This window comes from Terriglobia bacterium, from assembly GCA_020073205.1.
GTDB lineage: Bacteria > Acidobacteriota > Polarisedimenticolia > Polarisedimenticolales > JAIQFR01 > JAIQFR01.
The window spans coordinates 30,051-52,572 of sequence record JAIQFR010000001.1 but is presented as its reverse complement, the minus strand read 5'-3'; the positions used below and the strand labels follow the sequence as shown (position 1 = coordinate 52,572).

Below are 22,522 nucleotides of genomic sequence, written 5' to 3'. Positions count from 1 at the left end.
CCCCTGACCCTCACCTGTCGCCGAACACGAAGCTCCCGCACTCGTGGCACTGGTCGAGCGTCTTGTCGCTGTCCACGAAACACCGACGCGGGTCGGGCGCCAAGCGCATGACCTTCTGGAGGAGGCGGCAGTCGCTGTCCTCCGTCGGCGCGTAGATCGCCTCGAGGTGCTCCTCCGCGTTTCGCAGCACGTTCCGCACGCGCACCTTCATGGAGGGCGTCAGCTCGTTGTCCTCGATGGACAGCTCCTTGCTGACCACCGCGAACGCCTGGAGCCGCTCGTGCTCCACCACGCGCTCGCGGTTGAACTCCAGGACCGTCCGCCTCAGCGACTCCTTGACCACGCTCTCGGCCTTCTCCCGGTCCTTCCCGAACTCCTCCTCGATGAGGAAGAAGTCCGGGAAGATCAGCGCCGAGAGGAAGCTCCTCCCGTCCCCCGCGACGACGACGTGCCGGACGTACTTGTTCCTGCCGGCCAGGTCGTTCTCGATCTCGGTGGGGAAGATCCTCCCGCCTCCGGCCATCTCGAAGACGCGGTCCTTCCTCCCGACCAGCCTGAGGCCATCGCCGGCGAAGCCGCCGAGGTCTCCTGTGCGGAGCCAGCCGTCCCCCGGGAGCACCTTCGCCGTCGCCTCGGGATCGCCGTGGTACCCGCGGGTCACGTTCGGTCCTTGCACGAGGATCTCTCCGTCCTCGGCGAGCCTTATCCTCACCCCCGGAAGCGGGTATCCGACCATTCCCCGAACGGTCCGGGGCTCGTCGACGTTGGTCAACGTGCAGCAGGGAGAAGTCTCCGTCAGACCCCAACCCTCGATCAGGGGAATCCTCTTGGAGGCCAGGAAGTCGGACAGGTTGGCCGGCAGGGGAGTCGCGGAGGTGAAGAGGAAGCGCAGCTCCTCGTGGAACACCCGGCCCTCGTCCTCAGGGTGGAGCCGGACGTGGCCCACGAGCTGCTGGTAGATCTTCGGCGTGCCGAAGAACACGGTCGGCCGGATTTCCTTCCAGTTCCTGAGCAGGAGGTCGAAGTCCTCACCGACGCCGTCGTCGAGTGCCAGCGTCGCGCCCTGGTACAGCGCCGTGTACTTCTCGAAGATCCCGCCGAAGCCGTGGTGCCACGGCAGGTAGGAGAGGAGGCGGTCCTGCGGGCCGATCCGCCAGAGCTGGGAGAGGGCCCGCTGTTGCGACAGGATGTTGTCGTGGCTCAGGAGGACCCCCTTCTGCGGCCCGGTGGTCCCCGAGGTGTACAGCAGGAGGCACGGCGCGTCAGGGTCGAGGCGTGCGGCCGACCACAGGAACATCTTCAGGCGCAGGTCGTCCTGGTCGCCGGTCCCGTTGCGGCGGAGGGCCGCCTTGAAGGTGAAGTACTCCGCCTCGCGTCCAGCGATCGCTTCGTCGACTCTCGCCCTCGCAATCGGCTCGAACGAGACGATCAAACGGACCGACGGCGGCACGAAGACCTTGTCGAGCTGCTGGCGGTCCGACAGAAGGAGCGCCACGGCGCCCGATTGGTCGATCAGCGCGCGGGTCTGCTCCGCGGAGTAACCTGGAAAGATCGGGACGTAGACGGCGCCGAGGCACATCGAGGCGAACTCCGCCACGAGCATCTCGCCGCGGTTGCGCGAGACCACGGCGACGCGGTCCTTCCTGCCGATGCCGCAGGAGGCCAGGAACTGGCCCAGGGAGACCACGTCGTGGAGGAAGTCCTCCCACGTCACGCCGACGAAGCGTCCGCCGCGCTTCTCGCTGAAGACCGCCCTCTCGGCCATGGCGGCGGCGTTCCTGGCCAGCATGGAGCCGACGGTCTCCCGTGGCCCCACCGGCTCCAGCGTGGAGTAGATGACGTCGCCGTCGCGAACCGTCGAGCGGGTCTGGCCCTCGCCCCACCCCCTGCGGGGAAGCTCTTCAGCGTTCATGGGTCCCTCCCGAGGCAGCGCCGCCCGCCGCGGCTTCCTCGAGCGCCTTCAGCGCCGCCCCAAGCGCGCCGGCGAAGAGGGGCTGTGACACCATCGTCACCTTCATGCCCGACTGCGACTCGAGCGCCCGGATCACCCCGGGAAAGTACTCGGGAACGCCGCCGGTCACGACCAGGGGCTCCTTGAACCCCCCGATCTCCAGGATCCGCTCCGCGATGGAGTGCATGCTGCCGAGAGCAATCTCCTCCCGGCTCGCCCCCTCGCGCAGCCTCTCCAGGATCTCGGTCCCGGAGAACACGGAGCAGAAGCTGCTGATCGGGGCCGGCCTTTCAGCCGCCGCCGCGAGCTCCTGCAGCCGGGTCGGGTGCACGTCGAGGTGCCGCGCCGTGAACATCAGGAACGTTCCGATCCCGACGGCGCACCGGCGCACCGCCAGCGCCTCGAGCCTCCGTCCGGCGTCGTCCACTTGGATCACCCGCGGGTCCCGCCCGCCGATGTTGATCACGGTCATCGCCGACGGATGGTGCCGGAACGCGCCCCGCGCGTGGCACGCGGTCTCGGTGGCGGTCGTGGTCGCCTGCGGCACGCAGGACGCGGCAAAGCCGGTGGCGCAGACCCCGGCGAGGTCTTGCTCGCGGGCCTGGGCGTCGTCGAGGGCGGCGGCGAGGGCCTCGTGGACGCAGGCCTCAAAGTACCCGCGCGTGAATACGACCGACCGGCCGATCACCCCCCCCGAGGCGTCCACGACGATCGCCTTGACGCATTCGGTCCCGACGTCCACCCCGGCCGCGGCACGATTCTCGCTGCTCACCGGCTCGTCCCTCGCTTTCTCCCGCGTTACGCCAGTCCCTGGCCCCGGCCCGCGTCCCGCTCCTCCCGCTGCTCGAGGAAGTCCGCGAGGAGGCTCTCGAGGCGCTCCGTCGAGACGAGCCTCGCGTCGTGCGAGTCCGCCTCGAGGACGAAGGACGGCAGGCCCGTCAGCCGCCGAACGCGGACCTCGAGACCGTAGCGGACGTTGCTGTGCTCGGGGGAGGTGCGGCACTCGTGGTACACGACGCCGTCCACCCCGTACTCCTCGAGCTGCTGCACGATGCACGCCGCCTTGTAGTCCTCCGAGCGGTTCGGGAAGATGCTCATGTAGGTTCGCGCCATGCTCTCCATCGGGTTGTCCGCGTCGAGGCCGGCTAGGGCGAAGTTCGACGCGAAGGTGGAGGCGACGAGGGCCGCCCCGCGCTCTGCGAAGAGCCGCGAAAGCGGCCGCAGCGCGCTCCAGATCGGCGGGCCGTCCCAGTAGAACCGGTGCCGCTCGCCCTGGACCGCGGCGACCCCGCGCGCGAGCCGGTCCTCGATCTCGGCCTTGAGGAGCGAGTAGTACTCCACCGCCTGCGGGGTGCCGCGCAGGAGCACCATCGGCGCGACGTGGATCAGCGTGTCGAAGAAGGAGATCGGCGCCGGCACCGCGCGCGCCAGCGAGAGGATCTCGGACCACAGGCTCGCCGCGTGCGCCGAATAGCCCACGATCTCGGCCAGCCGGTCGATGTCGAGCCTGCTGCCCGTGACCTGTTCGAGCCGGCTCGCCAGCCGGAGCATCTGGTGCACCGCCGCGTCCACGTCGATCCGGTCGATCTCGCCGAGCGCCGCCGGCGGGTGGAGGCCGAAGACCGGCACCCCGTAATGCCCGCCGTAGTACTCGAACCAGCGGATCAGGCTGTGGCCGTTGTTCGTGCTGTAGACGACCATGTCGGGACGCGGCGGCCCCGAGATGCCGTGGGTCGTGACGAGCGGGCTGTCCCCGGCGAGAAGCGCCCCGATGTCGCACCGCATCCCGGAGCTGACGAACTGCGAGAAGCCCTCGGCCGCCGCGCGGGGGATGTACTTCCCGGTCTGCCGGCTGGCGCCGATGAGCGCCGCGTGGTTCTCCGGGAAGTACGGCGTCATCCCGAGGGCGCGCACCAGCTCGACCGGGCCGAGGCCGGAGCAGCAGGCGACGAGCCGCTTCGGGTCGTCCGAGGCGGCCTGGAGGTCGTGGTAGTACGCGTGAACCATGTCCTTGAGGACGGCGGCGCTCTCGAGGGGCGCGCCACCGGACGGCATGCCGCCCTCCGGGGCCATCGGGGTCGCCCGCGCGCGCTCCCGCGGGGGCGCGCCGGCGCCTTCCTGGAGCTTCAGCGCGATCTCCTGCCTCCTCAGGATCTTCTGCCGCTCCCTGGAGTGGATGAAGTGGACGAGCGCCTTGTTGTGGGGCGCGGCGATCCCGAGCCTCGTCCCCTCGGACATGATCGCCCCGTTGATCGCGTCCACCTCCGTCTGCTGCCCCCGCGTGAGGTCCTGCCACATCGAGGGGCGGTTCTTGCCGAGCGCCTTGAGCGACCCGATGACCGGCCGGAAAGGGTCCTCCTCGTCCACGATCGGCACCCCGTGGGCGCGCATCACCGCGATGCACTCCCCGCAGAGATCCCGCATGAACGCCATCAGGTCGTCGTCCGCGAGCATCTCGCGGCAGGTCAGCCCGGTCACCGCCGAAACCGGGTTGACCACGGCGTTGTGCAGCAGCTTGTGCCAGATGACGTTGTCGATGCTGGGAACGACGTCGGTGGGCAGCCCCGCCCCGCTCAGGAGCTTGCCTATCGCGTCGATCTCGGCGGTGATCTTCCCAGTGTGCGGCGCGATCTGAATCGGCTTGATCCCGGCGCGGAAGTGGATCCGGTTGGGACCGGTGTGCTGGATGCTGTGGTACGTGATGCCGCAGAGGACGCGCTCGCCGCCCAGAATGCGCGCCATCACGTCGGTGTTCCCGATACCGTTCTGGAGCGAGAGAAGTCGGGACCCGGGGCCGATGGCCGGCAGGACCGCGCGGACCGCGTCCTCGGTCTGGTAGGTCTTGACCGCGACGAAGACCAGGTCGAAGGGGGCGAGCCCCTCGAGCGAGGAGACGACCCGGATCTTGACGCAGCGTTCCTCCTTGCCGTCCTGGGTGATGAAGATCCCCATCTCGGAGAGGAGGCGCGCCCGCGCCTTGTTGACCTCCACCAGGGTGACGTCCTCGCCGGCCTCGGACAGGTGCGCGCCGATGAGGCCCCCGAGCGCCCCCGCCCCGACCACCAGGATCCGCATCCCGCCTCCGCCGGCGCGCCCGACCGCGGGCGGCGCCCCTCAACGGTTCTTCCAGACCGGCTCCCGCTTCTCGAAGAAGGCCGCGATCCCTTCCCGAACGTCCTCCAGGGGCATCAGCTCCTCGAGGAAGACTCTCTCCGCCTCCCGCCGGGCCTCCTCGAACGGCCGACCCTGTAGCCGCCTCACCATCCTCGCGTTGAGCCGCATCACGAGCGGGCTCGCACGCCGGAAGTCCGCGAGCGCGGCGTCCAGCGCGCCCTTGAGCTCCTCCGCCGGCACCACGCGCGACACGAGGCCCATCGCGTGCATTTCCGCGGCGGTGTACGTCCGCCCGGAGCAGGTGACCTCCATCGCCCGGGCCGGGCCGATGCGGGCCGGAAGCCACGCCACCCCCACCGGCGCGAAGAAGCCGAGCCGGATCTCCGGCTGCCCGAACCTCGCCCGGTCGCTGGCGAGTACCAGGTCGCCCATCATCGCGAGCTCGAACCCCGCCCCGAGCGCTGCGCCGTCCACGGCCATCACGACGGGGAGCTCGAGGGCGCCGAGGAGCGCGAACATCCGGCTGAACGCCGCGATCATCTCCGGCGCCCGCTCCGGCCGGTGCTCGCCGACGTCCGCGCCGGCGCTGAAGGCCTTACCGTTCGCTGTGAAGGCCGCCGCTTTGAGCGTCGGGTCCGCGCCGACGTCTCGGAGCGCGTCCGAGATCGCGTTCATCGTGGCCGAGGTCAGGACGTTGAGCGGCGGCGCATCGAGAGTGAAGAGCGCGACGCCGTCGACCTTGTCGAGGCGGATCCCTCTCCCATCGCCACTCATCGCGATCCCTCCGGCCCCGCCTGCCGCGGCAGGGGCTCCTTGAACCACGTGGTTCCGGGCCGCTCCAGCGTGTAGTGCACCTTGATCTCCGGGATCTCCTCGAACAGGCGCGGGACCGCTTGGAGGTCCATGCCGATCCGGATCTCCTCCGGCGGGATCGATTCGCCGAACCACGCCAGCAGCCGGCCGGTTTCCTCGAGGTCCACCAAGCCGATCACGTACGGCGCGACGTCCTCGAACCCGGCGGGGGCGGCGTCGATCCGCGTCCAGGAGACGAGCTTCCCGCGGCCGCTGATTTCCGTCAGGCTGAACTCGTCGGAGAGGCACCTCGGGCAGTCCGCACGGGGCGGGAACGACAGGAACCCGCAGGCCGAGCAGCGCGACGCGGTGATCCGCCCCGTCTTGAGGAGGTCGGCGAACTCCGACACCTTCGTGTGCGGGCAGTAGCTGACCCTGCCGAACCAGGAGAACACGGCCCTAGTCCCTCCGGTAGACGTTGACGAAGCAGTACTGGCCGATGCCGCCGACGTTGTGCGTCAGCCCGACTTCCGCGCCGGGGACCTGGCGCTCGCCGCACACCCCGCGGAGCTGGCTGACGATCTCGTAGGCCATCGACACGCCGGTGGCCCCGATCGGATGTCCCTTTGCCTTGAGGCCGCCGTCGACGTTCACCGGGGTCGAGCCCCCGATGTAGGACTGCCGGGACTCGATGAACTCCCCTCCACGACCTTTCCGGCAGAAGCCGAGGTCCTCGTACGCCATGATCTCGGCGATCGTGAAGCAGTCGTGCACCTCGGCCACCCTGACGTCGCGCGCCGAGACCCCCGCCATCGCGTAGGCCTGGCGCGAGGCCTCGACGGCGGAGGGAAGCCCGGTGAGGTCGGGACGGCGCAGGACGGACATGCTCGCGGAGGCGCAGCCGAGGCCGTCGAGCCAGACCACCCGGTCGCTCGTCGCCTTCGCCCGCTCCTCGGAGGCGAGGATGAGGCAGGCCGCGCCGTCGGCGTTCGCGCAGCAGTCGTAGACGAGAAAAGGCGATGCCACCGGATCGGAGGCCAGCGCCTTCTCGACCGTGATCTCCTTCCGGAAGAGTGCCTTGTCGTTGCGCGCGCCGTAGTAGTGGTTCTTGACGGCGACGAGGGAGAGCTGCTCCCGCGTCGTGCCGTACTCGTGCATGTGGCGACGGGCGAACAGCGCGTAATAGCCGGGGAACGTGGTGCCGAAGACCGATTCCCACTGGACTTCGCCCACCCGGCCCATCAGCGCCAGGATCTCCGGGGTGGACAACTCGGACATCTTCTGGCAGCCGACGACCGCGACGACCTCGTGGAGCCCCGAGCGAATCGCCATCCAGGCGGTCCGGATCGCGGCCGATCCCGAGGCGCACGCCACCTCCGTCAGCCAGGTCGGTTTGGGGTTGAGGCCGAGGTACTCCTGGATCACTCCCGCCAGCGAGCGCTGCTTGTGGTACTCCGGCACCGAGCCGACCACCGAAGCGTCGACGGCGTCCGGCCCCATGCCGGCGTCCCGGAGGGCGTCGCGGTACGCCTCGAAGGCCAGCTCCTGCACCGTCGCGTCGGAGCGCTGGCCGAACCTCCCGTGACCGATCCCGACGACCCCCACCCGCGTCATCGAGCTTCTCCTAGATGTACTGGCCACCGTCCACCTTGACCACCTCGCCCGTCACGTGTCGCGACGCGTCAGAGCAGAGAAACGCGACGACGTTCGCCACGTCGTCGGAGGTCGCGATCCGGCCGAGCACCGTTTCCCTTACCGCGGCGTTGAGGACCTCGGGAGCGAGCGTCTCCGCCATCTCGGTCATCACCATGCCGGGGGCGACGCAGTTGACGTTGACGTTGAACTTCCCCAGCTCCCTCGCGAGCGTCTTGGTCAGCGCGATGTTCCCCGCCTTGGAGGCCGAGTAATTCGATTGGGCGAACTTGCCGCGGAGTCCGTTGATCGAGGAGACGTTGACGATCTTCCCGCTGCGCCGGTCCTTGAAGACCCGCGCGGCCGCTCGGTTGTAGTTGAAGTACCCCTTCAGGTTGGTCTCGATGACCGTGTCCCACTGCTGTTCCGTCATCTTCCAAACAACGCTGTCCCAGGTGATCCCGGCGTTGCAGACCAGGACGTCGAGTCCGCCGAGCTCCGCGACGACGGAGTCCACCGCCTTCTCTGCGGCGGCGAAGTCCGAGACGTCCGCCTGGATCGGCATCGCGCGCCGACCCAGGGCACGGATCTCGACGGCCACGGCCTTGGCCGCGTCCGCGCGCCCGCGGTACGTGAAGGCGACGTCACAGCCCTGGCGGGCCAGCGCGAGGACGACCGCGGCGCCGATCCCCCGGCTCCCGCCCGTCACCAGCGCGACCTTTCCACCGAGCCCGAGATCCATGTCGCAACCCTCTCACTTCGCTTCGAGCTGCGCCCCGCACTTGCCGCAGTAAGCGAATTCCGCCGGGATTCCCTTGGCCCCGCACGCCGCGCACGCTCCCCGGTAGGGGCCCCAGAGGAACTCGCTGCTGCGGCCGGCTGCGGCCGCCTCGCGGAGGCCACGGTAATTGACCTTGCGCTTCTCGACGAAAGCCTGCATCCCCTCGTACGGCTCGAGCGAGGTGAAGTGCGTCGACAGCCAGTCCCGCGCGTGACCGACGGTGGAGAACCAGGCGGCCTCTTTCCAGTAGTTGAGCTGCTGCTTCGTGTAGCGGGTGCACTCGGGGAATTTGTCGAGGCACTGCTCCGCGATCGCGGCGACCTCGGCGTCGAGCCGATCGCGCGGTACGACCCGGTTGACGAGTCCCCATTCCAGTGCCTGTCTCGCATGGATCCGCGGGTTCAGGAACAGCATCTCCCGCGCCCGTCGGTCGCCGACGTGGAGGCTCAGCCACTGGGTGGCGCCGCCGCACGCGACGCTGCCGACGCTGGTGCCGACCTGCGCGAGGTAGGTGTCGTCGGCCATCACGGCCAGGTCGCAGGCGAGCTGCGACTCGTTCCCTCCGCCGACCGCCATGCCGTTGATCCGCGCGATGGTCACCTTGCCGTTCCGGAGGATGCCCTCGATGTAGCGGCTGAAGAGCCCCATGTACTTCCAGTAGTCGCGCGGGCGCTGGGTGTACACCGAAGCGTACTCCTTGACGTCCCCTCCGGTGCAGAATGCCTTGTCGCCGGCGCCGGTGTACACGATCACGCCGACCTTGTCGTCGCACGACGCATCGTCGAACGCCGCGATCAGCTCGCGCAGCGTGTCGGTGGAATACGAGTTGTAGACTTCGGGCCGGTTGATCGTGATCCGTGCCACCATGTCCTTCTTCTCGTACAGCACGTCGTGGAGCTTCAGCTCGGAGGCCGCCTTCGAGGGGAACATGTCCATCGTCAGACTCCTTGGTGTTTCGCGTCCGAAGTCAGGTCGGGTTCCGACGGGTCGGCGACACCGGGCGCCCGCGAACTCGCTCGATCGCGCATGGGCGCCACGTCCTCCCGCCCATAGCGGACCGCCAGCATCTCGGCCGCGATCGCAACGGCTATTTCTCCCGGCGAGCGCCCGCCGATATCCAGGCCGACCGGTGCGCGCACCTCGGCGAGCCGGCGTCGGGACGCCGCATCCGTCCCGAGGCTCTTGAAGAGCCGGGAGACCTTCCCCCGGCTCCCGATCATCCCCAGGTATCGCCATGGCCTGGCGAGGCACGCGGCGAGCACGGTCTCGTCTTGCTCGTGACCGTGGGTCACGATGACCACGAACGTGGATTCGTCGAAGGGGAGCGACCCGACGACCGGCGGCAGCGGCCCGTTGACGAGGCGAACGGAAACAGGAAACCGTGCGGCGTCGGGATAGCCGGGCCGGTCGTCGATCACCGTCACCCGGAAGCCGGCCGCCTCCGCGATGGGCGCCAGGGCGATTCCGATGTGGCCGGCACCGAACACGTGGAGCCGCGGAAGGACGAGACACGGCTGGACGTAGAAGTCCGTCTTGCCGAGGCAGGCCTTGTCGAGGTTCTGCGCGGCACTCCCGGAGTAGTCGTAGTGAAACCGGCGCGGCCTCCCGTCGGCGAGGGATTGGAGCGCGTGCCGCACGATCTCGTGCTCGAGGCTCCCGCCCCCGATGGTCCCGGCGATGCTCCCGTCGGAGCGTACGGCCATCGCCGCCCCCATCCCGCGAGGGGCGGAGCCCTCGGTCCCGACGACGGTCACGAGCGCGACCGGCTGGCCGGCCTCCGCCAGCCGCACGAACTCCCGGTATGCGTCCATCTCGAGCCGCTCGACCGGCTCGCCGACCTCGACCAGCGGGTCGGGCGGCGGCCCGGCCGGCGTCTCGCGGCGTGTCATCGCACCTCCTTCCGGGAGGAGAGGCCGGGCAAGACGAGGTCCGCCATCTCGTCCCCGAGGTTCTCCACCGGACCGTCGCGCTGCGGGTCGTACCACATCAAGGTCCAGTTGAGCATTCCGAAGACGAAGAGCGTGATATGCCGGCTCGCGAGACGCCGGGGATCCTCTCTGCCCGCCTTCTTCAGGAGCTCCCCGACGACGGAGGCCAGCAGCCGGTAGTACCGCCGCCGGAGCTCCTCGATCTCGCGGTACGCTTCGTCGCGAACCGATTCCAGCTCGAACGTGCAGACCTTCATCTCGTTCGGGTGGCGCGCGTAGAACGCGAGGTGCCCCACGATCAGCCGGCGGAACTTCCGCTCGGGCGGCTCCTCCACCGCGAACTCCCGCTCCTGCGCCTCGAGGAGCGACGAGAACGCGCGGTGCTGGATCTGGAAGAGGAGATCCCCCTTGCTCTTGAAGTAGTAGTACATCCCGGGCAAGCTGGCACCCGTGGCGCGCCCGACGTCGCGGATCGCCGTCTGCTCGTACCCCCGGCGCGCGATCAGCGCAGCCGCCACCGACAGCAGGTTAGCCAGTTTCTCCTGCGTCCGGGGGCGCGACCGCCGAGGGCCGCGTTCCGCAAGAACGGGGTCCGGTGCCCTCAGTCCGCTCATGTCGAGCTCCGACATCCCCGGCGCGCGGGGGCCGGGTCGCGGTTCGCCTCCGGGAGTTTCCCCAGCCCCCGCAAGATCCTCTCCGGCGTGATCGGAAGCTCCGTCACCCGCACGCCGCACGCGTCGTAGATCGCGTTGGCGATCGCGCCGAGCGCGGGCAGAAGCGATCCCTCGCCGATCTCCTTCGCCCCGAACGGACCGCGCGGCTCGTAGCTTTCGACCGCAGCGGTGCGTATCTCCGGGGTCTCGCGAATCGTGGGCACGAGGTAGTCGTGGAGGTTCGGGTTCTCCGGCGCGCCCGTCGCGTCGAAGGTCGTGTCCTCGAGGAGGGTCTCGCCGAGCCCCATGATCATCGCCCCCTCCACTTGGCTGTGGAAGGTGGTGGGGTTGACCACGGTCCCCGCGTCGCTGAAGTCGGTGAACCGGTCGACGGTGACGTATCCCGTTTCGAGGTCCACCGTCACCTCGGCGACCGCGGTGGAAAAGCTGTACGCCGGCGACGTGCCGACCGTCCCTCCCTTGAACTCGCCTCCGAGATCCTTCGGCGGCGAATAGGATCCGACCCCGACGACCGGGCCGCGCGCCGCGAATGCGAGTCGCGCGGCCTCCTCCCAGTCCATCCCGACCGCCGGGTGCGCCGCGACGAAGATCCGCCCGCTCCTGGCGACGAGGGCGTACGGGTCGCAGCCGAGGTGCCTCCCCGCGGTCTCGAGGACCTGCGCCTTGACCCCCGCCGCCGCCTGGCGGACGGCGTTCCCTCCCATCAGCGTGACGCGGCTCGAGTACGATCCGAGGTCGAGGGGGCTCAGGACCGTGTCGCAGTCGGCGAGCCAGACCCTTTCGTACGGAATCCCGAGCTCCTCCGCCGCGATCTGCACGAGCACGGTGTCCGAGCCCTGGCCGATATCCGCCGCGGCGATGTGCAACGAGGCTCCGGTGCCGTCCTCGTGCACTCGGATCATCGCGTTCGAGTGCGGGAACTCCGACCGGTAGATCGGGTACCCCGCCCCCGACACGAACCCGCCACAGCCGACGCCGATCCCCTTCCCGCGTGGAAGTCGCCCTCTCTTCTGGCGCCACCCCGACTGCTCTCTCGCGTTCTCGAGGGTCGCGAGGAACTCGCAGGACGAGATGTCGAGCGCGTTGCAGGTGCGGGTCCCCGGCGTCATGGCGTTTCGGAGACGGATCTCGAACGGGTCGATCCCGAGGTCCTCAGCGAGCATGTCCATCATCGACTCGAAAGCGAACCGGGGCTGGGGCACACCGTGCCCCCTGAACGCCCCCGAGGCCGGCAGGTTCGTGTACACCCTGAGGCCGTCGTACTTGTAGTTCGGGAACTTGTAGAGCGTCGGGAGCATCGATCCCGCATAGTATGCCGTGATCACGCCGTAGGACGTGTAGGCGCCGCCATCGAGCGTCGAGCGGAACTGCACTGCGGTGATCGTACCGTCTCGCTTCACCCCGACCTTTAGGTCCATGGTCTGCTTGTGCCTGCCGCGGAAGTGAAGGACCATTTCCTCCCGCGAGTACTCCATCATCACGGGACGTCCGGTCCGCCGCGCGAGGATCGCCGCGCAGAAGTCGAGCGCCGTCGTCTCAGCCTTGCACCCGAAGCCGCCGCCGACCGCGGGCTTGATGACCCGGATCGAGCCCATCGGAACACCGAGCGTCCGCGACAGCGTCCGATGCAGGTAGTGCGGGGTCTGGGTCGCCGACCAGATCGTCAGCCGCTGCCCGTGGTGCTCCCAACGCGCGAGCGCGGCGTGCGGCTCCAGCGGGTGCTGGTAGGTGCGATTCCCGACGAAGCGCTGATCGCGAACGTGGTCGGCCTCGGCGAATCCCCTCTCGACGTCCCCGAAGTGCCACGCGACGCGGGTGTTGACGTTCCCCTCGTACCGTGGGTTTTCGGGGTGGATGACGGGAGCGCCCGGCGCCAGCGCATGGTCAGGGTCGAACACCGCCGGGAGCTCCTCGTACTCGACGTCGATGAGCGACATCGCCTTCTCTGCGGTCTCCTCGTCCACGGCGACGACGGCGGCGACCTCGTCACCGACGTAGCGGACGCGGTCCTTCGCGAGGATCTGCTCGTCATGGCGGGAGGGGCTGACGCCGTACCACTCGTCCGGGACGTCCGCCCCGGTGATCACGTCCAGCACCCCGGGGAGCGCGCGGGCCCTGCTCACGTCGATCCGGCGCACGATGCCATGCGGGATCGGACTCGTCAGGATCTTTCCGTGAAGCATCCCGGGGAGCCTGAGGTCCGCCGTGTACTTCGCCCGGCCGGATACCTTATCCGGCGCGTCGTAACGGGTGACGCCGTGGCCGACCACGTCGAGATCCCTCGCTTGGTCGCGCTCGGCGTCGCTCAAGGGGTGCGTGTCGAGCGGAACCGTTTCGAAACTCTTCCAGTCCAGGACCGCCCGGAGGATCCGGTTGTAGGCCGCGCAGCGGCAGAGATTGCCGGAGAGTGCCTGCCGGATCTCGTCGTCGCCAGGCGACGGGTTCGCGTCGATCAGGGCTTTCGCGGCCATGAGGGTGCCGGGGGTGCAATAGCCGCACTGCAGCGCCCCGTGTTTGACGAACGACTTCTGGAGAGGGTGCAACTCCGCCCCTTCGGCGAGCCCCTCGATCGTGGTGATTCGGGCTCCCTCGGCCTGGGCCGCGAGCATCAGGCAAGACGCGACCGGTTTGCCATCGACGAGGACCGTGCACGCACCGCAATCGCCCATGCCGCAGCCCCGCTTGGTCCCGGTCAGGTTCAGGTGCTCGCGGAGAACGGTCAGGAGCGTCGTGTTCGGTCGGACGGCGACGGAGCAGTCCTGGCCGTTCACCAGGAAGCGCACCACGATCCCGTCGCTCATGCCGCGCGCTCCGACGCCCGGGCCGCCGCCTCCCTCAGCGCGCGCCGAGCCAGGACCTCGACCAATAGCCGACGGAAAGGCTCCGATCCACGCAGGTCGCTGATCGGGCGGGCCTCCGCCGCGGCCTCGGCCGCGACGCGCGCGAATAGGTCTTCCTCGGGCGCTCGTCCTTCGAGCATAGCCGCGCTCCGGGTGGCGGCGAGCGGCACCGGCGCTACGGAGCCGAGCGCCACCCGAGCCGAGCCTATCTTGTCGCCGTTCAGAACCAACCGAGCGGCCACGGACGCCACCGCGAGCGCCGAGCCTTGCCGTAGAGCGAAGCGCTGATAGCTCGCGCCCGACCGGGGCGGCTGCGGCGGGATCAGAATCTCCACCAGGAGCTCACCGGGGCGCAGAACGGTGCAGCGCGGTCCGACGAAGAAATTCTCGGCCGGAAGCGTTCGCTCCCCTTCCTCGCTCACCAGCCTGACCGTAGCGCCCCCCACGATGCACGCCGGCGGGGTGTCGGCGCAGGGGACGGCCCGGCAGAAGTTCCCGCCGAGGGTCGCCTGGCTTCGAATCTGGGGGCCGCCGAGGGTGAGGGCCGCCTCGGCGAGCACGGGATAGGCCTCGCGCACGGCGGGGGATTCGGCCAACTCGCGAATGGTGGTCATGGCTCCGATCCGGAGTCCGGCGCCGTCGAATGCGATGCCGTGGAGCTCCGGGACGCCGTCGAGCGCGATGAGGTCGCTCGCCGTCTCGACGCCGCGCTGTATGTCAGGCAGAAGCTCTGTCCCTCCGGCAAAGTAGAGAGCTCCGGCACCGAGCCGCTGGCCAAGGCGACACGCGTCGGTCAGCGCCGTGGGCCGGTGGAAGACGAAATCACAGAAGGACATCGTCGACCCGCTCTTCAAGACACCTTGCCGGTCCGGGGACCGGGAATCTCGAAAATTTCGAACGAACGTTCGATACGTTACCCCGAGTCAGGGCCATTCGCAACACGAAATCATCCCTGCGGTTCCCCGAAACCGACTCCCTACCGGGCCCGCGCGACAGCCCGCGCGACGAGGTCTCGGCTCAGAACGCCGGGTGCCCGCTGATGCGTTCCCCGAGGATCAGCGTGTGGATATCGTCCGTCCCCTCGTAAGTGAAGACCGCCTCGATGTTGCCGAAGTGTCGCGCGATCGGGTACTCGTGCATGATGCCCGAGGCGCCGAAAATCTCCCGCGCGAGATGCGCACACTGCCGGGCGGTCCGGCAGCCGTTGCGCTTGGCCATGGAGATCTGTGCGAAGTCGGCGCGTCCCTGGTCCTTGAGACGCCCGAGGCGCAAATTGAGGACCTGGCCCTTCGTGATCTCCGTCAGCATGTCAGCCAGTTTCGCCTGCTGGAGCTGGAACGCTGAAACCGGTCGGCCGAACACGATTCGTTCCCCCGCGTACCTCACCGCCTCCTCGTAACAAGCGGCGGCCATGCCGAGGGTCCCCCATGCGATGCCGTAGCGAGCCTGGGTCAGGCACATCAGCGCGTGCTTCAGCGCGCCGGTCTTCGGCAGGACGGAGGACTCGGGGATCGCGCAATCGTCGAAGTACAGCTCCGACGTCACCGATGCCCGGAGGGAGAATTTCCCCTCGTAATCCCGGGTTGTGAACCCCGGGGTCCCCTTCTCGACCAGGAAACCGCGGATCCCGTCCTGCGTCTTCGCCCAGACCACGGCCACGTCGGCGAGCGAGCCGTTGGTGATCCAGGCCTTCGCGCCGTTCAGAATCCACTCGCCGCCGCGCCGCTCGGCGCGCGTGACCATCGTGCCCGGGTCCGACCCGTGGTCCGGCTCGGTGAGGCCGTAGCACCCGACCGCCTCGCCGGCCGCGAGACGTGGCAGCCAATGCTCCTTCTGCTCCTCGGAGCCGAAAGAGTGGATCGGGTACATCACGAGCGACGTCTGGACGGACACGAACGAGCGGAGACCCGAGTCGCCCCGTTCGAGCTCCTGACAGATGAGGCCGTAGCAGACGTTGTTGACCCCGGCGCAGCCGTAGCTCGTCAGGTTGGCGCCGAACAGGCCCATCTCCGCCATTCGAGGCACCAATTCGATCGGGAAGCGGTCCTTCTTGAACGCCTCATCGATGATCGGAAGCACTCTCTCGTTGACGAAGGAGCGGACCCCGTCGCGCACCTGGCGCTCCTCCTCCGCCAGCTCGGCGTCGATCTCGAAGAAGTCGACGCCGCGTGCGGGGCTGCCGGTCGGTCGGATCGTCATCGTCTCACCTCGCGGGAAGGCGGTCCATCGTGCGCTCGAGCTGCCGGAGGACGCACGACGCGCGGATACGGGCGGTTCACCGGGCCGCCGGGACCGGAAGCTCGAGCACCAGGCGCGGAACCGGTGCGAAGCCCGCCCTTTCGAAAAAGGCCATGAGGTCGAGTTCGTTCCAGGCGACCTCGGTTCGCAGACGCTCGATTCGCAGCGCCGAGAGGTTCTGCAGCAGCTGCCTGAGCATCGCCGTTGCGATGCCCCTCCGCGCGAACGCCGGATCCACGAGCAGCGTGTCCAGGATCGCTACCGGCTCCGGCTGCCCGAATTCGCCGTAGTGCACCGACCCGAGGAGGGCGCCCACGAGGGAGCCGTCCACATCGGCACCGAGCGAGATCCGGACGTCCGACTCTTCGAGGGCACGTCGGGTCTTCCCCTCGTACCAGGCCCGGCGGTTTCGCCCGCTGATCTCCTGGTCCATCCTGACCAGTCGCGCACAGTCGTCCGCCTTCAGGCTACGGATGAGGGGTTCGCCGCGTCCGATGTCCATACCGCACCTTCCTCTCCCAGCTTCCGATGTCGGAAGTCGCCCCAGATCGCCGCCCCGATCGCACCCGCGCAGATGGCGAGATCGTGAGTGGCCAGCTCGAACGGCCGGGCCGCCGAGGCGGCGCGCCCGGCGAGCGCGTCCTCGAGAGCGGCGATCAATCCGACGTCCGCGGAGAGCCCGCCGCTCACGAAGACGGTTCCCTCGATCGGAAGGGATCGGAGGAGTCGGGCGAACCGCTCGGCCATGCTCTCGTGGATTCCCCTCAGGATATTGGGCGTGCTGACGCCCCGGGAGACCATGTTGATCACGTCCGTCTCGGCCAACACCGCGCAGATGGAGCTGACCATCTCCGGGGCGTCCGCCTGCAACGAGAGCGAACCGACCTCCGCCTGGGATACGCCCAGGTAGCGGGCGATGTTTTCCAGGAACTGTCCCGACCCGGAGGCACACTGGCTCGTCATCTTGTAATCCAGGACCCGTCCCCTGCCGTCCATCGCGACGGCGCGCGCGTGCAGCGCGCCGACGTCGAGGACCGCGCGGGCTCGCGGCTCGAGGTACAGGGCGCCGCGGGCGTGGGTCGTCATCCCGTAGAAATGACCCGTGGCGAACGGGATGTCCTCTCCCTCGCCCGTGGTGGCGATGTAGTGGATCTCCCGCACCCCCGCGGCGGCCACCGCCCTCCCGAACACCTCCTCGACGACGCGGCCCACGTCCCGGCGACGGATGCGTGAGGTCACGTGCGACAGGATCTCGGCTCCGGCCTCGCCGGTGCTCAGGACCACGGCCTTGACGGCGCCGCTGCCGACGTCGATGCCCGCAGTGATCGTCATGCGCTGACCATCCGGTGGGCAAACAGTGCGGCGCCCCATGCGCCCGTGTAGATGCTGTCGGGGGAGATGTTCGTCCGGATCTCGCCGTAGTTCTCCCGAACCACGGCGCGCAGGGCCCGCACGGCCGCCGGGTTGTGCGCGACCCCGCCCGTGAACGTGAACTCGTTAACGACACCGCCGGAGCGCGCCAAAAGGCTCATCGCCCGCAGAATGATCGCCCGGTGGAGGCCGGCCAGGATGTCCTCGCGCGCCTCCCCCAGCGAGAGCAACTCGCGCAGCTCCGCACCGGCGAACACCGTGCACGTCGAATTGATCTTGACGCAGCGCCGCGATCGCTCGGCCAGCGGGCCCAGCTCGTGGAGCCCGAGGTTCATCTCGTCGGCGATGTAACCCAGGTACCGGCCGCACCCGGCGGCGCACCGATCATTCATCTGGAAGCTCGTGACGATCCCGCGCTCGTCCACCTGGATCGCCTTGGTGTCCTGCCCGCCGATGTCGAGGACGGTCCGCGTCCCCGGAAACATCGCGTGCGCGCCAAGGCCGTGGCAGAGGATCTCGGAGCGGATCTGCTCCTTGGGGAACGGAAGGCGTGCGCGCCCGTACCCGGTTCCCACGCTCGCCGCTTCCTGAAGCTGGGCCGCGGCCGCGGACTCGACGCCCGCCTCGAGCTCCTGCGGGCTGCCCATTCGGGCCAGGGCGGAGCCGATGTGGGCGCGGAAGCCCAATTCGAGCGGCTCGTTCTCGACCCGGATGATGCACTTGTCGTAGAGCCCCACCAACGCATCGAAGGTGACCGCCGGGGGTTCGGCGACCTCCTCGGCAATCCGGGTGTAGGCCGACCCGGCGGCATCCCGGAAGAACTCGGATCCCTGCAGGAGATCGGGCCGGGTGAAGCGCTCCTCTTCTTCCGCGGCGATCCGGCGGCAGATCTCCCCGACGGCGCGCCGCAGGGGCTCGGCGAGCTCGCCGAAAGCGCAGCGCTCGATTTCCTCGTCGAGCAGCGCCCGGAGGCGCCGAAGCTGGTGCAGCGTCTGCTCGACGAGGAAGGCCCGTCGCAGCCTCGCGACCGCCTCCGCTCCCGCCACCGGCTGGACCTCTCGCCGCAACAGGCCGAACCGCGCGCTGATGAACGCCTCGCTTCGAGCCACCGCGGCGGCCAGATCGTAGTTGGATCGCGAGTTGGTGATCCCGCGGCCGAGCACCTCGCCGTTCTCCGCCAGGATCACCGCCTTCGTCGTGGTGGAACCGAGGTCGATCCCGAGGACGCAGTTCATTCCGCCGACCCCGTCCGCCGCGCGTCGATCATCTGGAAGTAGCTCTCCAGCCGGTTCTTGATGTTCGCCGCGGAGAAGTAACGCGGATCGACGAGGTCCGACTCGATGAACGCTCCCGCGACGCCGGTCCTTCGCTCGACCTCGCGCAGGATCATGAGCTGCCCCGCGGAGAAAGAGTTGCAGGACTTGACCGAGTTGATGATGAAACCGTCGGCCTCGTACTCACGAACGTAGGACGACAGCATCTCGACTCGCTCGGGCAGGTTGAGGTTCGTGTAGCAGCCGCTGCAGTAGTCCGCCAGAGTACCCAGAGGGTCTCCCGGGTCGTGCCGGAAGCCGAAATCGTACGTGCCGCCGACCTTGCTGTAGGTCGACGCGACCACCACCGCCCCCTCGTCGGCGAACATCTTCCAGAAGTCGCGGAAGTGGGTCCAGTTCGGCGGCCCCTCGATCACCAGCCGGTACCTCTGGGTGTCGAGCGACCCCTCCGGCGTGATCGGGCCGAGGCCGGCAGCGACACGCGCCTCGACCTCCTCGCGAAGCGCGCGGTAATACTCGATCCCCTCCGAGGTGCCGCGGAACGCGCTGAATATCGGCCCGACGTAGTAAACCGCGCCGAAGTACCCGTCGATCGGGCTGGGGCGGCGCTTCGCCGAGTGCAGCACGGCGACCAGGTCGTCCTCGGCCCGCGCCGACCGGGCCAGGTTCTCCTTCAGCTTCTCCTCGTCGTACCGACGGCCAGTGGCCCTCTCGAGTGCGGGGATCACCTCTTCGCGGAGCTGCCTGACCATGTAGTCGCGCTGTTGCGGCTCCTGCCTCCCATCCCCCTGGTACGGGACGTGGAAAAGCACCGTGGGACAGTCGTACTCCTCCCGCAGCAGCTCGAACCACTTCATGAACGTGTAGCATCCGGTGTACGAGAGCAGCAGGAGATCGGGCTTCGGGAGCCGTGTTCCGGATGGCCCGATGTTGCCCGACTTGAGCATTCCGAGGTCGCACTTGACGTAGGTGCAGACGTCTTCGGAGTGGCCGGCCCGCTCTGCCTCGGCGATGTAATCGGCGGAGAGCTTCCGCATGCCCGACTGCAGCGCGTTGATCTCGGGCAGCACGGGCAGCGCGTCGAACGATCGGATCAGCTCGGTGAGGTTGCCCGGCACGAAGGTGTAGACCACAGGTTCGCGAGTTTCCGCGACCCGCTCGAGTCGCTTGAAGTGCTGCTCGATCATCTCCTTTTGAAGGAGCATCGAGCGGTCCTTCTGCACCTCGGCCATCACGCCCCTCCCCAGAGCTTGATCGAATCGGAGAACGTCCCCGCCTGCTCGCGGAACTGCTGGAACTGGCCGCTGTTCTCGGAGTACTTGAACGCGATGCAGGCGATCCCGGCCGCCTCGGCCCCGGCCCGCAGCATCGGCTGGTCCAGGAGCGCGGGATCGCAGAAGCTCGGCGCGGCGAAGATGATCCCGTCGGCCCGGGCGACCGCCGCGCGCTCCTTCATCAGGCCCCGTTTGCCGCGGGGGTCGGCTTCGAAAAGGATCGACGTTCGAAGGTCGTTACGGACAAAGGCCAGGGCGAGCGACCGGATCGGGTCGCCTTCCGGAGATACGTCCGAGGAGAGGAAGCGGTTCCCCAGCAGGAAGTCGTCGTCGACGATGTAGCACCCCGCGCGCTCGATGGTCTTGATCAGTCCCAGCGGCGGCTGCTCGCAGAACGCGCCGACGACGATGACACGGCTGTTGTCTCTGGGGCGTCCCGGCTCCGCCTCGACCGCGCCGAGGTAAGCCCGCGCTCTCTCGACGAATACGTCCGCCGGGACGACCTCGCCGGCCCGCATCAACAGGTATAGCTCCTCGGTCGGGACGTTCCAGGGTGCCTCGCGGCGTGCCTGGTACAGCGCGCGGACCCAGCGCCGCGTCTCGTTGTAGAGCGCGATCGACTCCCGGAGCACGTCGTCCGTCGCCGGGCGTCCGGAGATCTCGCCGAGATCTCCCAGTAGACGGCGCAGCTCCGCCTCCCAGAACGCGCCGCCAGTCGAGGGGGACGTCACCTGCGGAACGTCGATGTAGCGGACGTAGGTCGCAGGGTAGAGGAGCTTCCATATCCCCGATAGGTTCCGGATCACGTCGCACGTCGAGGGGAAAAGAACGGCGGAGAGCATGTCGAGCCGCCCGGACTGGGCGAGCTCGATGACCGACCGCGGGAGGTGGCAGATGTACGATTGGTAGAATGCGTCGCCCCTAATGATCTCGAGGCGGTCCCCCCCGCCGTGGATACCCACCGGCAGCATCCCGCACGCGTGGACGATCTCGCGTGGCGCGTAGACCGGAAGGTATCCGGCGGCGGTGCGCCCCGGGCGCGCCGCAATCCAGCGGCGGACGGCGCCGAAGTCGAGATCTTCGTACAGATCCCTCGCCCAATCGATGATTTCGGCCCGTGCGGTCACTTCCCAGCCTCCGGAAGAGATCACCGAAATATTTCGAACGAACGTTCGATATAATACATTCATTCGCTGAGATGTCAACAACATTGGCGAGTTCGCTTCAGCAAGAGTAACTTGATTTAAATCAAATGAAGATCCTGCCAGTCCTCGAGAATCGGGTCAGACTCATGGACTGAAATTCTCCATTGCCGCGGTCCGGATCGTGCCTGTTGTCGTCCGATCATCGAGTTAGAGGCGATGGCAGGCCGGATGGAACGATCCGCGATTGTCGTTTCGGAGCCCGGCGGCAAGATACCGCTGCTGGCGAACGCCCACCGGAGCGAGCCTAGCCCGTGGGACGCGCACCGCCGGTTCGAGCAAGATCCGCCGGATTCCCTGGAGACCTGCCATGGCACGAACCGCACGCCTCGAGCGACCGATCCTGGCCGCCATCCTCCTCGGATGCCTCGGCGTCCTCGTCCCTCGGGCTGCCGCCGAGCCCCGCCCGATCGAGACGGGAGGATTCGCCTTCGACCTCGACGTCGAGGTGCCGGCTCCCCCGGAACGGGCCTTCGACGCCTTCACCCGCGAGACCCTCGCATGGTGGGGCCACCACTTCTCCGAGAATCCGAAGGCGCTGTATTTCGACGCGAGGCCGGGCGGGGGATTCGTGGAGGCGTTCGACGACAAGGGCAACGGCGCCTGGCACGCGACGGTCATCTACGCCGAGCGACCGAAGCGCCTGCGGTTCAACGGTCCCTTGGGTCTCTCCGGATCGGCGGTGGACGTCGTCACCTCCCTCGACTTCGAGCCCACCGATCGCGGGACGCGCGTGAAGCTCTCCGTGCACGCCGCGGGCGAGTACCACAAGGACTGGCCCGCGGCCGTCGAGGGCGTCTGGCGTCACTTCCTCGTCGAGCGGTTCCTCCCGTACGTGACCGCGCACCCGGCCGGGACCGGCTCCGCGGCATCGGTGGACGCGTCGAATCCCCTCGTCGCCACCGTTCTCCGCTACCGAGACGCGAAGCGCCGGAACGACCGCGACGCGCAGCGCGCGACCCTCGCGACCGACGCGAGGATGTGGTTCGAGACGAGGGACGGACAAGGCTCGAAGCTGGACGCGGAAAGCGACGGCGACCCGTGGGCGGGCTGGGACCGGTTCTTCCGAAGCGAAGGGATCCTCGAGGCCGCCGTCGTTACGGCCCGCTCGGTGCGCGCGACGGTGTCCGAGACGAACGACTGGTACCGGCTGGTGGATCGCCCGCCATCTCGGTACTACATGACGTACGACTTCGACGAGGGTGGGAGGATCTCCGGAGTGCTGGTCCACTCGATTCCCGGTGAGCCGAAGCCGCACGATCGCGTCGATGAGTTCAAGACGTGGGCGCGAGCGAACCGCCCTGGCCTGCTGGAGAAGCTCATGCCCGACGGGAAGCTCGATCCGGCCCTCGAAAAGGCGAAGCAGTGGAAGGTCTCGCTCTTTGAGTGGAGGAGGGCGGCCGGCCTGGGTCTCCCGGAAGGCGTGGATTCTGGCTCTTGACGGCGCGTGC

The 22,522-nt window shown here is 68.5% G+C and carries 19 protein-coding genes; 1 reads left to right on the top strand and 18 read right to left on the bottom strand.

The features are described from left to right. Positions 1-10 precede the first annotated feature (10 nt). The 18 genes from LAO51_00190 to bcrC form a co-directional block, all read right to left on the bottom strand. The gene (locus LAO51_00190) at positions 11-1,912 is read right to left on the bottom strand and encodes an AMP-binding protein (GenBank protein ID MBZ5637152.1); all 1,902 of its coding nucleotides are present in this window, start codon (positions 1,910-1,912) and stop codon (positions 11-13) included. Further along, positions 1,902-2,723 carry an acyl-CoA dehydratase activase gene (locus tag LAO51_00185; GenBank protein MBZ5637151.1) on the bottom strand — a complete coding sequence of 274 codons (822 nt, stop codon included), beginning with the start codon at positions 2,721-2,723 and terminating at the stop codon, positions 1,902-1,904. Before LAO51_00185 ends, LAO51_00190 begins: the two co-directional genes overlap by 11 nt. Before the next feature lie 26 nt (positions 2,724-2,749). Then, a complete protein-coding gene (locus LAO51_00180; GenBank protein MBZ5637150.1) occupies positions 2,750-5,026 on the bottom strand; it encodes a 2-dehydropantoate 2-reductase in 2,277 nt (758 codons plus the stop codon). A 39-nt stretch (positions 5,027-5,065) separates the two neighbouring features. Beyond that, the gene (locus LAO51_00175; GenBank protein MBZ5637149.1) at positions 5,066-5,839 is read right to left on the bottom strand and encodes an enoyl-CoA hydratase/isomerase family protein; all 774 of its coding nucleotides are present in this window, start codon (positions 5,837-5,839) and stop codon (positions 5,066-5,068) included. Next, entirely contained in the window at positions 5,836-6,312 is a 477-nt protein-coding gene (locus LAO51_00170; protein ID MBZ5637148.1) for a Zn-ribbon domain-containing OB-fold protein, read from the bottom strand. The genes LAO51_00175 and LAO51_00170 overlap by 4 nt, the downstream gene beginning before the upstream one ends. A 4-nt stretch (positions 6,313-6,316) precedes the next feature. Further along, on the bottom strand, positions 6,317-7,471 hold the full coding sequence (locus tag LAO51_00165) for a thiolase domain-containing protein (GenBank protein ID MBZ5637147.1): 1,155 nt from the start codon (positions 7,469-7,471) through the stop codon (positions 6,317-6,319). A gap of 10 nt (positions 7,472-7,481) precedes the next feature. Then, positions 7,482-8,231 carry an SDR family oxidoreductase gene (locus LAO51_00160; GenBank protein MBZ5637146.1) on the bottom strand — a complete coding sequence of 250 codons (750 nt, stop codon included), beginning with the start codon at positions 8,229-8,231 and terminating at the stop codon, positions 7,482-7,484. Between the two features lie 12 nt (positions 8,232-8,243). Then, positions 8,244-9,206 (bottom strand): enoyl-CoA hydratase/isomerase family protein, encoded by a 963-nt coding sequence (locus LAO51_00155; protein MBZ5637145.1) that lies wholly within the window; start codon positions 9,204-9,206, stop codon positions 8,244-8,246. Between the two features lie 2 nt (positions 9,207-9,208). Beyond that, positions 9,209-10,159, bottom strand: a complete 951-nt coding sequence (locus tag LAO51_00150; protein MBZ5637144.1) for an XdhC/CoxI family protein — start codon at positions 10,157-10,159, stop codon at positions 9,209-9,211. Then, on the bottom strand, positions 10,156-10,812 hold the full coding sequence (locus LAO51_00145) for a TetR/AcrR family transcriptional regulator (protein MBZ5637143.1): 657 nt from the start codon (positions 10,810-10,812) through the stop codon (positions 10,156-10,158). Before LAO51_00145 ends, LAO51_00150 begins: the two co-directional genes overlap by 4 nt. After that, positions 10,809-13,343 (bottom strand): molybdopterin-dependent oxidoreductase, encoded by a 2,535-nt coding sequence (locus LAO51_00140; GenBank protein MBZ5637142.1) that lies wholly within the window; start codon positions 13,341-13,343, stop codon positions 10,809-10,811. Before LAO51_00140 ends, LAO51_00145 begins: the two co-directional genes overlap by 4 nt. Before the next feature lie 326 nt (positions 13,344-13,669). Next, positions 13,670-14,566 carry a xanthine dehydrogenase family protein subunit M gene (locus LAO51_00135; protein ID MBZ5637141.1) on the bottom strand — a complete coding sequence of 299 codons (897 nt, stop codon included), beginning with the start codon at positions 14,564-14,566 and terminating at the stop codon, positions 13,670-13,672. Between the two features lie 163 nt (positions 14,567-14,729). Further along, positions 14,730-15,911: an acyl-CoA dehydrogenase family protein gene (locus tag LAO51_00130; protein ID MBZ5637140.1), complete on the bottom strand. Its 1,182-nt coding sequence runs from the start codon at positions 15,909-15,911 to the stop codon at positions 14,730-14,732. A 76-nt stretch (positions 15,912-15,987) separates the two neighbouring features. Beyond that, positions 15,988-16,452, bottom strand: coding sequence for a GNAT family N-acetyltransferase (locus LAO51_00125; GenBank protein ID MBZ5637139.1), 465 nt, complete (start codon positions 16,450-16,452; stop codon positions 15,988-15,990). Beyond that, the gene (bcrD, locus tag LAO51_00120) at positions 16,413-17,282 is read right to left on the bottom strand and encodes a benzoyl-CoA reductase subunit D (GenBank protein MBZ5637138.1); all 870 of its coding nucleotides are present in this window, start codon (positions 17,280-17,282) and stop codon (positions 16,413-16,415) included. Before bcrD ends, LAO51_00125 begins: the two co-directional genes overlap by 40 nt. Next, positions 17,279-18,556, bottom strand: a complete 1,278-nt coding sequence (locus LAO51_00115) for an acyl-CoA dehydratase activase (GenBank protein ID MBZ5637137.1) — start codon at positions 18,554-18,556, stop codon at positions 17,279-17,281. Before LAO51_00115 ends, bcrD begins: the two co-directional genes overlap by 4 nt. Next, a complete protein-coding gene (gene bcrB, locus LAO51_00110; protein MBZ5637136.1) occupies positions 18,553-19,827 on the bottom strand; it encodes a benzoyl-CoA reductase subunit B in 1,275 nt (424 codons plus the stop codon). Before bcrB ends, LAO51_00115 begins: the two co-directional genes overlap by 4 nt. Continuing rightward, entirely contained in the window at positions 19,827-21,059 is a 1,233-nt protein-coding gene (gene bcrC, locus LAO51_00105) for a benzoyl-CoA reductase subunit C (protein ID MBZ5637135.1), read from the bottom strand. Before bcrC ends, bcrB begins: the two co-directional genes overlap by 1 nt. A 322-nt stretch (positions 21,060-21,381) precedes the next feature. On the opposite strand from bcrC, the gene LAO51_00100 reads away from it, so the two are divergent. After that, entirely contained in the window at positions 21,382-22,512 is a 1,131-nt protein-coding gene (locus LAO51_00100; GenBank protein MBZ5637134.1) for an SRPBCC domain-containing protein, read from the top strand. Positions 22,513-22,522: the final 10 nt, after the last annotated feature.

Coding starts and splice junctions, on each gene's coding strand:
- LAO51_00190 (MBZ5637152.1), bottom strand. CDS start 1,912: ATGAACGCTGAAGAGCTTCCCCGCAGGGGGTGGGGCGAGGGCCAGACC.
- LAO51_00180 (MBZ5637150.1), bottom strand. CDS start 5,026: ATGCGGATCCTGGTGGTCGGGGCGGGGGCGCTCGGGGGCCTCATCGGC.
- LAO51_00175 (MBZ5637149.1), bottom strand. CDS start 5,839: ATGAGTGGCGATGGGAGAGGGATCCGCCTCGACAAGGTCGACGGCGTC.
- LAO51_00165 (MBZ5637147.1), bottom strand. CDS start 7,471: ATGACGCGGGTGGGGGTCGTCGGGATCGGTCACGGGAGGTTCGGCCAG.
- LAO51_00160 (MBZ5637146.1), bottom strand. CDS start 8,231: ATGGATCTCGGGCTCGGTGGAAAGGTCGCGCTGGTGACGGGCGGGAGC.
- LAO51_00155 (MBZ5637145.1), bottom strand. CDS start 9,206: ATGGACATGTTCCCCTCGAAGGCGGCCTCCGAGCTGAAGCTCCACGAC.
- LAO51_00150 (MBZ5637144.1), bottom strand. CDS start 10,159: ATGACACGCCGCGAGACGCCGGCCGGGCCGCCGCCCGACCCGCTGGTC.
- LAO51_00145 (MBZ5637143.1), bottom strand. CDS start 10,812: ATGAGCGGACTGAGGGCACCGGACCCCGTTCTTGCGGAACGCGGCCCT.
- LAO51_00140 (MBZ5637142.1), bottom strand. CDS start 13,343: ATGGCCGCGAAAGCCCTGATCGACGCGAACCCGTCGCCTGGCGACGAC.
- LAO51_00130 (MBZ5637140.1), bottom strand. CDS start 15,911: ATGACGATCCGACCGACCGGCAGCCCCGCACGCGGCGTCGACTTCTTC.
- LAO51_00125 (MBZ5637139.1), bottom strand. CDS start 16,452: ATGGACATCGGACGCGGCGAACCCCTCATCCGTAGCCTGAAGGCGGAC.
- bcrD (MBZ5637138.1), bottom strand. CDS start 17,282: ATGACGATCACTGCGGGCATCGACGTCGGCAGCGGCGCCGTCAAGGCC.
- LAO51_00115 (MBZ5637137.1), bottom strand. CDS start 18,556: ATGAACTGCGTCCTCGGGATCGACCTCGGTTCCACCACGACGAAGGCG.
- bcrB (MBZ5637136.1), bottom strand. CDS start 19,827: ATGGCCGAGGTGCAGAAGGACCGCTCGATGCTCCTTCAAAAGGAGATG.
- bcrC (MBZ5637135.1), bottom strand. CDS start 21,059: ATGAATGTATTATATCGAACGTTCGTTCGAAATATTTCGGTGATCTCT.
- LAO51_00100 (MBZ5637134.1), top strand. CDS start 21,382: ATGGCACGAACCGCACGCCTCGAGCGACCGATCCTGGCCGCCATCCTC.